This window comes from Methylobacterium brachiatum (assembly GCF_900113845.1).
Taxonomy (GTDB): Bacteria; Pseudomonadota; Alphaproteobacteria; order Rhizobiales; family Beijerinckiaceae; genus Methylobacterium; species Methylobacterium brachiatum.
On record NZ_FOQW01000004.1, the window covers coordinates 327569 to 341754 of the forward strand.

Annotated in this window: 8 protein-coding genes and 1 tRNA gene; 4 read left to right on the top strand and 5 right to left on the bottom strand. The window is 69.7% G+C overall.

From position 1 onward, the window contains the following. Window positions 1-188: 188 nt before the first annotated feature. The 4 genes from BMZ47_RS05825 to BMZ47_RS05840 form a co-directional block, all read right to left on the bottom strand. Window positions 189-263, bottom strand: a tRNA-Gln gene (locus BMZ47_RS05825). Between the two features lie 129 nt (window positions 264-392). Beyond that, window positions 393-1970: an aldehyde dehydrogenase (NADP(+)) gene (locus tag BMZ47_RS05830; protein ID WP_091859620.1), complete on the bottom strand. Its 1578-nt coding sequence runs from the start codon at window positions 1968-1970 to the stop codon at window positions 393-395. A 63-nt stretch (window positions 1971-2033) separates the two neighbouring features. Next, the gene (locus tag BMZ47_RS05835; RefSeq protein ID WP_091859622.1) at window positions 2034-3704 is read right to left on the bottom strand and encodes a thiamine pyrophosphate-binding protein; all 1671 of its coding nucleotides are present in this window, start codon (window positions 3702-3704) and stop codon (window positions 2034-2036) included. Window positions 3705-3856: 152 nt separating this feature from the next. Then, complete coding sequence (locus tag BMZ47_RS05840; RefSeq protein ID WP_091859625.1) at window positions 3857-4549, bottom strand: GntR family transcriptional regulator; 693 nt, start codon at window positions 4547-4549, stop codon at window positions 3857-3859. Window positions 4550-4735: 186 nt separating this feature from the next. Between BMZ47_RS05840 and BMZ47_RS05845 the strand changes: the two genes are divergently transcribed. The 4 genes from BMZ47_RS05845 to BMZ47_RS05860 all read left to right on the top strand — a co-directional run bounded on the left by BMZ47_RS05845 (window position 4736) and on the right by BMZ47_RS05860 (window position 9731). Beyond that, window positions 4736-5455, top strand: a complete 720-nt coding sequence (locus BMZ47_RS05845; RefSeq protein WP_091859783.1) for a ribonuclease activity regulator RraA — start codon at window positions 4736-4738, stop codon at window positions 5453-5455. A 60-nt stretch (window positions 5456-5515) separates the two neighbouring features. Then, window positions 5516-6886: an MFS transporter gene (locus BMZ47_RS05850; RefSeq protein ID WP_091859628.1), complete on the top strand. Its 1371-nt coding sequence runs from the start codon at window positions 5516-5518 to the stop codon at window positions 6884-6886. Beyond that, entirely contained in the window at window positions 6886-8616 is a 1731-nt protein-coding gene (gene araD / locus BMZ47_RS05855) for an L-arabinonate dehydratase (protein ID WP_007560822.1), read from the top strand. Before BMZ47_RS05850 ends, araD begins: the two co-directional genes overlap by 1 nt. A 110-nt stretch (window positions 8617-8726) precedes the next feature. Next, on the top strand, window positions 8727-9731 hold the full coding sequence (locus BMZ47_RS05860) for an SMP-30/gluconolactonase/LRE family protein (RefSeq protein WP_244536738.1): 1005 nt from the start codon (window positions 8727-8729) through the stop codon (window positions 9729-9731). 239 nt (window positions 9732-9970) lie between these two features. Here the strand turns inward: BMZ47_RS05860 and metH are convergent, their stop codons facing one another. After that, on the bottom strand, window positions 9971-13723 hold the full coding sequence (gene metH, locus BMZ47_RS05865; RefSeq protein WP_091859631.1) for a methionine synthase: 3753 nt from the start codon (window positions 13721-13723) through the stop codon (window positions 9971-9973). Window positions 13724-14186: the final 463 nt, after the last annotated feature.

The window sequence follows — 14186 nt, forward strand, 5'->3', positions numbered from 1 at the left end:
CGGCAGGTGTTGCGTCAGCAGCGGCGTCGATCCCAGCGTCCGAATTTTGGCAGCTGTACGAGGTTCGGAACTGGCCTGTTGGCCGTCCCTCAGAAACTGTGCCGACTCTTGTGCGCCGGAAAAACACGTTCTGTTCCGGGGTGTCCGTTATGTCCCGGACCTGAGGGCTTTGATATCCTTCAGGAATTTGGCTGGGGCGCCAGGATTCGAACCTGGGAATGGCGGTACCAAAAACCGCTGCCTTACCACTTGGCGACGCCCCACCGTGGGCTGGGGCTGTCTAGACGGGGAGTCTCGGCGTTGCAAGCGCTCGATCGGGCGCAAACTGCGCCGTTCGAGATTGGGGCGCGCGGGGATGGACGGGCCGGCCCGTCCCCGTGCGCCCGGTCGCGTCAGCGGCGCTCGAGAACGCCGTCGATCCGGCGCGGCAGGCCGAGGGGGTTGGCTTGTTTCAGGGCCGCGGGGAGCAGCGCGTCGGGGAGGTCCTGGTAGCTCACCGGCCGCAGGAACCGGTCGATCGCGAGGCTGCCCACCGAGGTCGTGCGCCCGTCGGAGGTCGCCGGATACGGGCCGCCATGGACCATGGCGTGGGCCACCTCCACCCCGGTGCCGAAGCCGTCGACCAGGATGCGGCCGACCCGGCGCTCCAGCAGCGGCAGCAGGTCCCGCACGGCCGCATGGTCCTCGGGCGTGATGTGCAGGGAGGCGGTGAGCTGGCCTTCGAGATGCTCCAGGACCTTCCGCATCGCGGCGAGGTCGGGGCAGCGCACCACCAGGGCCGCGGCGCCGAACATCTCCTCCTGCAGCTCGGGCTCCGCCAGGAAGGCGCTCGAATCGGTGGCGAACAGGGCCGCCCGGCCCTGGGTCGCGGTGCCTTCCGGTCCTTCGGCGAGGCGCGTGACCGCGGCGTGGCCGGCGAGCCGCGCGACGCCCTCGCAATAGGCCTTGTGGATGCCCGGGGTCAGCATGGTCGCGGCGGGCGTCTCCCGCAGGGCGGCCGTGGCCGAGGCCAGGAAGGCGTCGAGGCCCGGGCCCGGCACCGCCAGGATCAGGCCCGGATTGGTGCAGAACTGGCCGGCGCCGAGCGTCAGGGAGGCTGCGAAGGCCCGGCCGATCGCCTCGCCCCGGGCCGCCAGGGCGCCCGGGAACAGCAGGACCGGGTTGATGCTGCTCATCTCGGCATAGACCGGGATCGGGCGCGGGCGCTTGGCCGCGATCTCCATCAGGGCGGTGCCGCCCCGGCGCGATCCGGTGAAGCCCACCGCGGCGATGCGGGGATCGGCCACCAGCCCCTGCCCGATCGACTGGCCGGCATCGAACAGCAGCGCGAACACCCCTTCGGGCAAGCCGCTCGCGGCCACCGCCTTCTGGATCGCCCGGCCGACCAGCTCCGAGGTGCCGGGATGGGCCGGATGGGCCTTGACGATCACCGGGCAGCCGGCCGCCAGCGCCGAGGCCGTGTCGCCCCCGGCCACCGAGAAGGCGAGCGGGAAGTTGCTGGCGCCGAACACCGCCACCGGTCCGAGCGCGACCTTGCGCAGGCGCAGGTCCGGCCGCGGCAGCGGCTTGCGGTCCGGCAGGGCCGGGTCGATGCGGATCTCGAAGGCGCTGCCCTCGCGCAGGACGCCGGCGAACAGGCGCAGCTGGCCGACGGTGCGGCCGCGCTCGCCCTCGATCCGCGGCCGGGGCAGCCCGGTCTCCTGCATGCAGCGGGTGACGAGGTCGTCACCGATATCGAGGATGTTGGCGGCGATCGTCTCGAGGAAGGCCGCCCGGGTTTCCGGATCGGTCTCGCGGTAGGTGTCGAAGGCGGCCTCCGCCAGGGCGCAGGCCCGGTCGAGATCCTGGAGGCTCGCGCCGGGGAACTCGGGCTCCAGGGCCTGGCCGGTGGCCGCCTCTACGGCCCGGAATGCCGCCTGCGTGCCTCGCTGGGCCTGGGCGCCGATCAGGTTTTCGCCACGCACGGTCATCGTCGACTCCTGTTCGTAGGGGTACGGAGGATCCGCACCGGGTCGGTGTTCAGGGAAGGCCTCTCAGCCCTCGCGTGCCGCCAGGGCCTTCGCGCGGATCGCCGCGAGGGTCATGGTCGGTGTCAGCGCCTCCGGATCGACGAGGCAGTGGATCATCGCCGGCAGGCCGGCGGCGAGGCTGCGCTCGAAGGCCGGGGCGAACTCTTCGGTCCGCTCGACGCGCTCGCCGTGGCCGCCGCAGGAGCGGGCCAGGGCGGCGAAATCGGGATTGCGCAGCTCGGTCGCCGAGACGCGCCCGGGATACTCGCGCTCCTGGTGCATCCGGATCGTGCCGTACATGCCGTTGTCGAGGACCACGACGATGATGGCGACGCCGTACTGCACGGCGGTGGCGAATTCCTGCACGGTCATCATCACGTCGCCGTCGCCGGCGAGCGTCACGACGATCCGCTCGGGGAGGCTGCGCTTGGCCATCACGGCGGCGGGCAGGCCGTAGCCCATCGAGCCCGAGGTCGGGGCGAGCTGCGTGCCGAAGGCGCGGAACCGGTAGTAGCGGTGCACCCAGGTGGCGAAGTTGCCGGCGCCGTTGCAGATCACCGCGTCCGGCGGCAGCCGCTCGCGCAGCCAGGCGATCGCCGCGCCGTACTGGAATGAGCCGGGCTTCGGCTCCGGGGTTTCCGACCAGGCGCGGTAGGAGGCGTGAGCCTCGGCGGCGCGACCGGTCCGGGGGGCATCATAGGCCGGCAGGGCCGCGCAGAACGCCTCCGGGGTGGCCTGGATCGCCAGCGCCGGCTGGTAGACCCTTCCGAGTTCCGCCGGGTCCGGGTGGACATGGACCAGCGGCAGGCCGGGATTGGGGATGCCGAGGAGGCCGTAGGATTGGGCCGGCATCTCGGACAGCCGCCCGCCGACCATGAGCAGCAGGTCGGATTCCTTGATCCGGGCCAGGAGGGCCGGGTTCGGCCCGATCCCGAGCTCGCCGGCGAAATTCGGGTGGTCGGCGGCGAACAGGTTGGCGCGCCGGAACGACACCGCCACCGGCACGTCGTGGCGCTCCGCCCATGCGGCCAGGGCCGTGCGGGCCGATTCGGTCCAGCGCGAGCCGCCGAGCAGCACCATCGGCTGCCGCGCCGCGGCGAGCAGCGCGCCCAGCCGCTCCACATCGCCCGGCGCCGGCGCCGGCTCGGCCGGGACGACCCGCGGGGCGTCGGCCACCGCCGCGACATCGTCGAGCATGTCCTCCGGCAGGGCGATCACCACCGGGCCCGGCCGGCCCTGGAGCGCGACCCGGAAGGCCCGGGCGAGGATCTCCGGGATGCGGGCCGCGTCGTCGATCTCCACCGCCCATTTGGCCAGGCCGCCGAACATCTGCCGGTAATCGACCTCCTGGAATGCTTCCCGGTCCCGCATCGCCCGGGCGATCTGGCCGACGAACAGGATCATCGGGGTCGAATCCTGGCGCGCGATATGGACGCCCGCCGAGGCGTTGGTGGCCCCGGGCCCGCGGGTGACGAAGCAGATGCCGGGGCGGCCCGTGAGCTTGCCGGCGGCCTCGGCCATGATCGCGGCGCCGCCTTCCTGGCGGCAGACGAGCACGTCGATGCCGCTGTCGCGCAGCGCATCGAGCACGGCCAGGTAGCTCTCGCCGGGGACGCAGGTGACCCGCTCCACGCCCTGGGCGATCAGCTGATCGACGAGCACCTGCGCGCCGGTGCGTTGGGGCAATCCGCTCAAGTCGTTTCTCCCTGGCGTTGACGGCGCCCCGGAGCATGTCCCCAGGAGCAGCCGGCCGGCCTGTCGCGGCCTTGGCCTGACCGATGCCGTTTCCTGGGATGCGACTGATATCTCAGTCCCAAGATAGGGCTGCGGGCGGCGTGGTCAACCTGTCAGACCAGGGGCTGGCGGTCGAGGGCCCGGCGCGTCATCCGGTCGAGGAGGTCGAACAGCCTGCCGATTTCGGCAAGCGCCCGCTCGATGTTGCGAGCGGCGATCCCGGCCACGATCGCCGCGTGGATGCCGGCGCAGTCGAGGAAGCTGGCGGTGGGTTCGTGGGCGTACCAGAAGCGCCGCGACTGGGCGTGGAGCGGGCCCATCGTGCCGGTCAGGGTCGTGTTGTACGCCGCCGCGACCATCGCCTCGTGCAGGGCGCGCTTCAGCCGGAAATAGACCTCGCGGTCCCGGGCCGCGGCGGCCGCGAGCAGGCCCTCGGTGCGCGCCTGCAAGGTCGCCATGTCGTCGTCCGAGGCGCGGGCGATCACGCAGCGGGCGACCAATTCGTCGAGCGGGCGCCGGACTTCCAGCAGCTCGAGGTGCTTGATGATGTCCACCTGCGTGACCAGCACGCCGCGGCGCGGATGGACTTCGACGAAGCCGATCGCCTTGAGGCGCGCCAGGGCCTCGCGGACCGGGGTGCGCCCGAGGGCCAGTTCCGCACCGAGCTCCCCCTCCGACACCATCGCGCCCGGCGCGAGGCGCCGGCTGATGATCATCTGCTCGATCGCGTCGTAGGCGGTCTCGGACAGGGAACGCGGCCGCCTGGCATCGACCTGTATTCCGAACGCGTCGGCGCCCGCCGACAAAATCCGCTCCCCGGCCAAGCTGTCCCCCGTCTGTCCCGAAGCCCCCGCCTGCTCCGGTTGACAATGGCTCCGGTGGGCGTCCTACTCAAGCCCTGAGATATCACTGGTCGCCCAGGGCGCATCCGCGCCGGCCGGATCCTCGATGATCCGGGTTCGACGGCGACCGCTTTTAGGGGGATGATGCGGATGCCCGGGCTATCCACCGCGACGCGTGACAAGCTCAAGACCGTCAGCACGGCGACGCTGATGACCGCCTTGTTCAAGCGCGGCCTGCGCAACCAGATGATCCAGGGCGTGCGCCCGCTCAAAGCCGGCGGCGCTACGATGGTCGGCGAGGCCTTCACCCTGCGCTACATCCCGGCCCGCGAGGACCTGAACCCGATCACGGTGTTCCGGGACCGGGCGCATCCGCAGCGCAAGGCGGTGGAGGAATGCCCGCCCGGCGCGGTGTTCGTGATCGACAGCCGCAAGGATGCGCGCGCGGCCTCGGCCGGCTCGATCCTGGCGACCCGGCTGATGGTGCGCGGCTGCGCCGGTCTCGTCACCGACGGCGGCTTTCGCGACGCCGACGAGATCGCCCGACTCGACATGCCGAGCTACCATGTGCGTCCCTCGGCGCCGACCAACCTCACCCATCATCAGGCGATCGACATCAACGTGCCGATCGGCTGCGGCGACGCCCCGGTCTTCCCGGGCGACGTGATCGTGGGTGACGGCGACGGCGTGGCGGTGATTCCCGCCCACCTCGCCGACGAGATCGCCGACGAGGCCGTCGAGATGACCGCCTACGAGGATTTCGTCACCGAGGAGGTCCGCAAGGGCCGCTCCATCCTGGGCCTCTATCCCGCCACCGACGAGCAGAGTCTCGCCGACTTCGCCGCGTGGCGGAAGCAGAACGGGCGCTGACGGCGCCCGATACCGATCGGCGGGAAGCCGGCATCGAAAACGCAAGATTGGGAGGGGGCTATGTCGGGGGGCATGCCTGCGGTCTCGGCGCTGCCGGAGATCGAGCGGCGCACGGTCGCGAAGGTTTCGTGGCGGCTGCTGCCGCTCATCGTGTTGATCTACTTCATCGCCTACATGGACCGCACGAATGTGGGCTTCGCCTCGTTCGGGCTGAACCGGGAGTTCGGCTTCTCGGCGACCATTTACGGCTGGGGCGCGGGGATCTTCTTCCTCGGCTACGTCATCTTCGAGATACCGAGCAACCTCCTCCTGGAGCGCAACGGCGCCCGGCTCTGGATCGCCCGGATCATGGTCACCTGGGGCCTGGTCGCGGGCGCCATGGCCTTCATCACCGGGCCGGTGAGCTTCCTGACGATGCGCTTCCTGCTCGGGGTGGCCGAGGCCGGCTTCTTCCCGGGCATGATCCTGTACTTCACCTACTGGTTTCCCCGGCGCTACCGGGCCCGGGTGGTGGCGGCCCTGTTCCTGGCGGTGCCGGGCTCGAACGCCCTCACGGCGGTGATCTCCGGCGCGCTGCTCCAGCTCGACGGCGTGCTCGGCCTGTACGGCTGGCAGTGGCTGTTCATCCTGGAGGCGGTGCCCTCGATCCTGCTGGCCTTCGTCGTGCTCGCCTTGATGACCGACCGCCCCGCCAAGGCTGCCTGGCTCGCGCCGGAGGAGCGAGCCTGGCTTGAGGACACGTTGGAGGCCGAGCGCCGGAACACGGTCCAGGCGCACGGGCATTTCACGCTCAAGCAGGCGCTGACCGACCGCCGGGTGCTGGCGCTCGCGGCGATCTACTTCTTCATCGGCACGGCGACCTACGGCATCACCTTCTTCCTGCCGCCGATCCTCAAGAGCCTGAAGCTCACGGACTGGGAGACCGGCCTGGCCACCGCGGTGCCCTACGTCGTCGGCACGGTGGGTATGGTCGCCTGGAGCTGGTCGTCGGACCGGAACGACGAGCGGCGCTGGCACTTCGTGGTCGCCGGGGTGATCGCCATGCTCGGGCTGATCGCCGCGGGGCCGATGCTGGGCAGCCTCTGGTCGCTCACGGCGATGTCCGTGGCCGCGGTCGGGCTCTACGGCACCAAGCCCGCCTTCTGGGCGATGCCCGGCGAGTTCCTGTCAGGACCGGCCGCGGCCGGGGGCATTGCGCTGATCAATGCGATCGGCAATCTCGGCGGCTTCGTCGGCCCCTACGTCCTGGGCTGGCTGAAGGACGCCACCGGCACCTATGAGGCCGGCCTGTATTTCCTCGCCGCCTGCGCGCTCGCCTCCGCGACGATTACCTTCCTGGCGGTCCGGCCGGGCGCGACGGGGGCGGGCCGGGGCGGCACGGCGGGCCGACCGGCCGCCGCGACCGAGCGCGTGAGACCGGAGACCGTCTGATGAACGCACACAAGAAGACCCTTGGCGATCTGCGCAGCCAGCGCTGGTTCGGCGCCACCGACCTGCGCAGCTTCGGTCACCGCTCGCGCATGCTCCAGATGGGCTACGAGCGCGCCGACTTCACCGGCAAGCCGATCGTCGGGATCATCAACACCTGGAGCGACATCAACCCCTGCCACCTCCACTTCCGCGAGCGGGTGGAGCAGGTGAAGCGCGGGGTCTGGCAGGCGGGCGGCTTCCCGATCGAGCTGCCGGCGCTCTCGCTCTCGGAGAACTTCGTCAAGCCGACCACGATGCTCTACCGCAACCTCCTGGCCATGGAGGTGGAGGAGTTGCTGCGCCAGCACCCGGTGGACGGGGCGGTGCTGATGGGCGGTTGCGACAAGACCACGCCGGGCACGGTGATGGGCGGCATCTCCATGAACCTGCCGATGATCTTCCTGCCGGCCGGGCCGATGATGCGCGGGCATTCCGGCGGCAAGATCCTCGGCTCGGGCTCCGACGTGTGGAAATACTGGGCCGAGAAGGAAGCCGGCACCATCACCACGCAGCAGTGGAACGACATGGAGGCGGGCATCGCCCGCACCTTCGGCACCTGCATGACCATGGGCACCGCCTCGACCATGACCTCGATCGCCGAGGCGCTCGGCCTGTCGCTGCCGGGCGCGGCCTCGATCCCGGCGGCCGATGCCGACCATCCCCGCATGGCCAGCGCCTGCGGCCGGCGCATCGTCGAGATGATCTGGGAGGACCTGAAACCGTCCGACATCCTCGACCGGCGCTCGGTGGAGAACGCCCTCGTGGTCCACAACGCCCTGGCCGGCTCGACCAACGCGATGATCCATCTGGTGGCGATGGCGGGCCGGGCCGGGATCCCGATCAAGCTGTCCGAGTTCGACGATTTCGCCCAGAAGGTGCCGGTGATCGCCAACCTGCGGCCCTCGGGCGCTTGGCTGATGGAGGATTTCCATATCGCCGGCGGCATCCGGGCGCTGATGGTGCGGCTGTCCCCCCTCCTCCACCTCGACGCCCGCTCGGTCACCGGCGGCACGATCGGCGACGGGCTCGCCGGCATGAGCGTCTACAACGACGACGTCATCCGCCCCCTGGACAAGCCGATCGTCGAATCCGGCGGCACCGCGATCCTGTACGGCAACCTCGCGCCGCATGGCTGCGTGATCAAGCCGCCGGCCGCCGATCCGCGCTTCCTCAAGCATACCGGGCCGGCCCTGGTGTTCGACGACTACGACGCCATGAGCGCGGCGGTGAACGACCTCGACCTCGACGTCACCCCGGACCACATCATGGTCCTGCGCAATGCCGGACCGATCGGCGGCCCGGGCATGCCGGAATGGGGCATGCTGCCGATCCCGAAGGTCCTGCTCCGGCAGGGCGTGCGCGACATGCTGCGGATCTCGGACGCGCGCATGAGCGGCACCAGCTACGGCGCCTGCATCCTGCACGTCTCGCCGGAATCGGCGGCCGGCGGGCCGCTGGCGGCCGTACGCAACGGTGACCTGATCACCGTCGACGTGTCCGAGCGGCGCATCCACCTGCATCTGGACGAGGCCGAGATCGCCGCGCGCGTCGCTTCGTTCGTGCCGCCGGACCGGGCCTATCCCCGGGGCTACAACCGCCTGTTCGCCCAGCACGTGCGGCAGGCGCATGAGGGTTGCGACTTCGACTTCCTCGAGGGCGCCGGAGGCATTCCCGAGCCGGAAATTCACTGACCCGCGCGCTCCCCGCGGACCGACGTCTCAGCCCGGGGCAAGGCAGCACGGCCAAACAATGATCCACGAATCGTGGACGAAGCCGGCGGCTGACCGGACAGGGAGGATACATGGCGACGATCGCACGCAGAGGCCTGCTCGCGGGCGCGGCCCTGCTCGGGGCGGCTCGGGCGGCCGGAGCCGGGTGGGAGCCGTCGCAGCGCGTGCCCGATCCCGCCGTCGAGGTGCTCGACCCGGCTTTCGCCAAGTACCGCATCCCCTCCGCCACCGTGGAACGTGTCGCCACCGGCCTGCGCTGGGCCGAGGGGCCGGTCTGGTTCGGCGATATGGGCGCGCTGCTATTCAGCGACGTGGTCAACGACCGGATCATGCGCTGGGACGAGGCCTCCGGCGCACTCACGGTGTTCCGCAAGCCGTCCGCCTACGCCAACGGCAACACCCGGGACCGGCAGGGGCGCCTCGTCACCTGCCAGCACAAGTCCCGCAGCGTCAGCCGGACCGAGCATGACGGCTCGATCACCACGCTGCTCGACCGGTTCGACGGCAAGCCGCTCAATTCACCCAACGACGTCGTGTGCCATTCCGACGGCGCAATCTGGTTCACCGATCCGGCCTTCGGACCCAACCCGCACGAGTCGATGGCGGCGCCGGAGCTCCCGGGCAATGTCTACCGGATCGACCCGGCGACCGGGCAGGCGAGCGTGGTGGTGGCCGGTCTCGCGGGACCGAACGGGCTGGCCTTCTCGCCGGACGAGTCGAAGCTCTACGTCATCGAGGCGCGCGCCAAGCCGAACCGCCTGATCCGCGTCTACGACGTGGTCGAGACCGGCACCAGGACCGCCAACGGACGGGTGTTCTACGACGCCGGCACCGGCACGCCGGACGGCTTCCGGATCGATGTCGACGGCAACCTCTGGTGCGGCTGGGGCATGAGCGAGGCCGAGGACGGCGTGCTCATCCTCTCGCCCCAGGCCAAGCCGATCGGCCGGATCCGTTTGCCCGAGCGCTGCGCCAACCTCTGCTTCGGCGGCCTCAACCGCAACCTGCTGCTGATGACCGCCTCGCACTCGGTCTACGCGCTCTACGTCAATACGCGCGGCGCCGGGACCTGCTGACGCGGGTCGCTCGGAGTTCCTTCGAAAGAGCCGAAACGCGTCGTCATTCCGGGGCCGCACAGCGGAGCCCGGAATCCAGAGCCGCCGAGCTTGCCGGCTTTGAGCAACCCGCGTCGCATCGTTCGGGCTCGCCTGTGGTTCTGGATTCCGGGCTCTCGCCTGCGGCGAGCCCCGGAATGACGACGCAGGTGTTCAGGCGCCGCAAGGCGTCCCTCACAACCGATGCTTGCCGAGTCCCCCTACTCCGCCGCTTCGGCCAAGTACCGCGTCGGGTCGTAGTTCAGGATCGGCCCGAGCCAGCGCTCGACCTCGCGGATATCCATGCCCTTGCGCAGGGCGTAGTCTTCGACCTGGTCCCGCTCGACCTTGGCGACGCCGAAATAGTGCGCCTGCGGATGCGCCAGGTAGAGCCCCGAGACCGAGGAGCCCGGCCACATGGCGTAGGACTCGGTGAGCTTCACCCCGATCCGCCGCTCGGCCTTCAGCAGGTCGAACAGCTGCGTCTTCTCGGTGTGGTCGGGCTGGGACGGGTAGCCCGGCGCCGGACGGATCCCGTCATAGGGCTCGCTCGCCAGCTCGGCGGGCGAATAATGCTCGTCCGGCGCGTAGCCCCAGAATTCCCGGCGGACGCGCTCGTGCATGCGCTCGGCGAAGGCCTCGGCGATCCGGTCGGCGAGCGCCTTCACAAGGATCGCCCGGTAATCGTCGTTGGCCCGCTCGAATCGCTCGGCGATCCGCACCTCCTCCAGGCCGGCCGTGACCACGAAGCCGCCGACGTAATCGGCGATGCCGGTCTCCGCGGGGGCCACGAAATCCGACAGGCAGGTGTTGGGCCGCCCGTCGCGCTTCGAGAGCTGCTGGCGCAGGCCGTGGAAGGTCGCGAGCCGGTCGCTGCGGCTCTCGCCTTTGTAGAGCACGATGTCGTCGCCGACGCTGTTGGCCGGCCAGAAGCCGATCACGCCCTTCGGGTTGAACCAGCGCTCGGCCACGATCTGCTTGAGCATCTCCTGCGCGTCCTCGTAGAGGGCGCGGGCGGCCGGACCCTGGTCCGGATCGTCGAGGATCGCCGGGAAGCGGCCCTTGAACTCGTAGGTCTGCAGGAACGGCGTCCAGTCGATATACGGCACGAGGTCGGCGACCTCGTAGGAGCCGAATACCCGGGCATCCGTGAAGGCCGGCTTCTTCGGGGCATAGCCCGACCAGTCGATCTTGAAGGCGTTGGCCCGGGCCTTGGCCAGGGGCAGCCGCTGCTTGTCGAGCTCCGAGCGGGCATGGGCGGCCGAGACCTTGGCGTATTCGGCGCGCACGGTCTCGATCGTCGAGTCGCGGGTCTCCTTGGACAGCAGGCTCGACACGACGCCGACGGCGCGGCTCGCATCGGTGACGTAGACCGCCTGACCCTTGGCATAGGCCGGGTGGATCTTCACCGCCGTGTGCACCCGGCTGGTGGTGGCGCCGCCGATCAGCAGCGGCACGGAGAAGCCCTCGCGCTCCATCTCGCCCGCGACATGGACCATCTCGTCGAGCGACGGGGTGATCAGGCCGGACAGGCCGACGATGTCGACATTCTCCTTGCGCGCCACGTCGAGGATCTTGGCGGCCGGGACCATCACGCCGAGATCGATGATCTCGTAGTTGTTGCAGGCCAGCACGACGCCGACGATGTTCTTGCCGATATCGTGGACGTCGCCCTTCACGGTGGCCATCAGCACCTTGCCGGCGGCCTGGCGCTTGCCGTCGCCGCCATTGGCGCGCTTCTCCTCCTCCATGAACGGCTCGAGATAGGCCACCGCCTGCTTCATCACCCGGGCGGACTTCACCACCTGGGGCAGGAACATCTTGCCGGCGCCGAACAGGTCGCCGACGACGTTCATGCCGGCCATCAACGGGCCCTCGATGACGTGGAGCGGACGCTCGACGCCGGCCCGCGCCTCCTCGGTGTCGGCGATGATGTACTCGGTGATGCCGTTGACCAGCGCGTGCTCGATGCGCTTGGCCACCGGGGCCTCGCGCCAGGTCAGGTCGGCGGTCTTGGCCTGGGCCGAGGCGCCGGTCTTGAAGCGCTCGGCCGATTCCAGCAGCCGCTCGGTGGAATCGTCGCGGCGGTTGAGGACCACATCCTCGCACAGCTCGCGCAGCTCCGCCGGGATCTCGTCGTAGACGGCGAGCTGGCCGGCATTGACGATGCCCATATCCATCCCGGCCTGGATGCAGTGGTACAGGAACACCGCGTGCATCGCCTCGCGCACCGGCTCGTTGCCGCGGAACGCGAAGCTCAGGTTCGAGACGCCGCCCGAGATATGGGCGTGCGGCAGGGTCTCGCGGATCGTCCGGGTCGCCTCGATGAAGGCGACGCCGTAGCCGTTATGCTCCTCGATGCCGGTGGCGACCGCGAAGATGTTCGGATCGAAGATGATGTCTTCCGGCGGGTAGCCGACCTGCTCGGTCAGGATCCGGTAGGCCTTGGTGCAGATCTCGACCTTGCGCTCGTAGGTATCCGCCTGGCCCTGCTCGTCGAAGGCCATCACCACCACGGCGGCCCCGTAGGAGCGGCAGACCCGGGCCGCCTCGATGAACTTCTCCTCGCCCTCCTTCATGGAGATCGAGTTCACGATCGCCTTGCCCTGGATGCATTTCAGGCCAGCCTCGATCACCTCGAACTTCGAGGAATCGACCATCACCGGCACCCGGGCGATGTCGGGCTCGGCGGCGACGAGGTTGAGGAACTCGACCATCGCCTTCTGCGAGTCGAGCAGGCCCTCGTCCATGTTGACGTCGATCACCTGGGCGCCGGCGGCGACCTGATCCCGGGCGACGTCCAGGGCGGCGGCGTAGTCACCGTTGGTGATGAGCTTCCTGAACTTGGCCGACCCGGTGACGTTGGTGCGCTCACCGACGTTCACGAACGGGATTTCCTTGGTCAGGACGAAGGGCTCCAGCCCCGAGAGCCGCATCAGGCGCGGGATCTCGGGGATCTGCCGGGGCGTCTTGCCGGCGACCGATTCGCTGATCGCCCGGATATGGTCCGGCGTCGTGCCGCAGCAGCCGCCGACCATGTTGACGAGGCCGGCTTCGGCGAACTCGCCGACCAGCTTGCCCATGGCCTCGGGGCTCTCGTCGTAGAGGCCGAACTCGTTGGGCAGGCCGGCATTCGGGTAGGCGCAGACCAGGGTGTCGCAGATCCGCGACAGCTCGGCGATGTGGCCGCGCATCTCGCGGGCGCCCAGCGCGCAGTTGAGGCCGAAGGTCAGCGGATCGGAGTGGCGCAGGGCGTTCCAGAACGCCGCCGGGGTCTGGCCCGAGAGGGTCCGGCCCGACAGGTCGGTGATCGTGCCGGAGATCTGGATCGGCAGGCGGATCCCGGTCTCCTCGAACACCGCCCAGGCCGCGGCCACCGCCGCCTTGGCGTTGAGCGTGTCGAAGATCGTCTCGATGAGGATCAGCTCGGCCCCGCCGGCGATGAGGCCGCGGACCTGCTCCATATAGGCGGTCTTGACCTGGTCGAAGGTCACGGCGCGGTAGCCGGGATTGTTCACGTCCGGCGAGATCGACAGGGTGCGGTTCGTAGGGCCGATGGCGCCGGCGACGAAGCGGCGGCGGCCGTCCTGCTTCTCGGCGAGCTGCGCGGCCTCGCGGGCGAGGCGCGCGCCCTCCCGGTTCAAGTCGTGGATGATCGATTCAAGGCCATAATCGGCTTGCGCGATCGTGGTGCCCGAGAAGGTGTTGGTCTCGCAGACGTCGGCGCCGGCGAGGAAGTAATCCAGGTGGATCTGCCGGATCGCGTCCGGCTGGGTCAGGATCAGGAGGTCGTTGTTGCCCTTCTGATCGTTCGGGTGATCCTTGAAGCGGTCGCCGCGGAAATCCGCCTCGGTCAGCCCGAGGCGCTGGATCACCGTGCCCATCGCCCCGTCGAGGACGAGGATCTTCTCCGACGCGCGGGTCCGCAGCGCGGATGCGATCTCGGTGCCGTCGACGGGGGGAAAGTCAGTCATGATCGGTCCCAACAGACCACCTCAGCCGAGGTGCCGTAGCGAAGCGGGGGCCTCGGAGGAGGCCCCCAGATGTCGTGTCGATCCCTGGAGCCCTCCTTCGAGGCCCGCTGGCGCGGGCACCTCAGGATGAGCCGGAGGGTGAGAGTTTTTGTTTCGAACCAGCCCGGGAATGGTCCGCGTCAGTCCGTCTTTTCCAGGATGACGAGCCGCCTCTCGATCCCGTCGAGACGCTTCCCGACCCCCGCGGCCGCGCAGCGACCGAGCATCGAGTCGCCCGTCATGGCTTTACGGAGATCGTCGCACTGGCGCTCCAACCTGCCGAGCGCGCATCGACCGCAACGAATTGCCGGCAAACATCGGAGAAGCCCGTCTGCAACTCGGTCCGCATCTCCCGAAGAAGCGGAAGAATCATATCCTGCGGTTCGGCCATCGTCCTGCCCCCTGCTGCGCCGTGTGGGTGCAG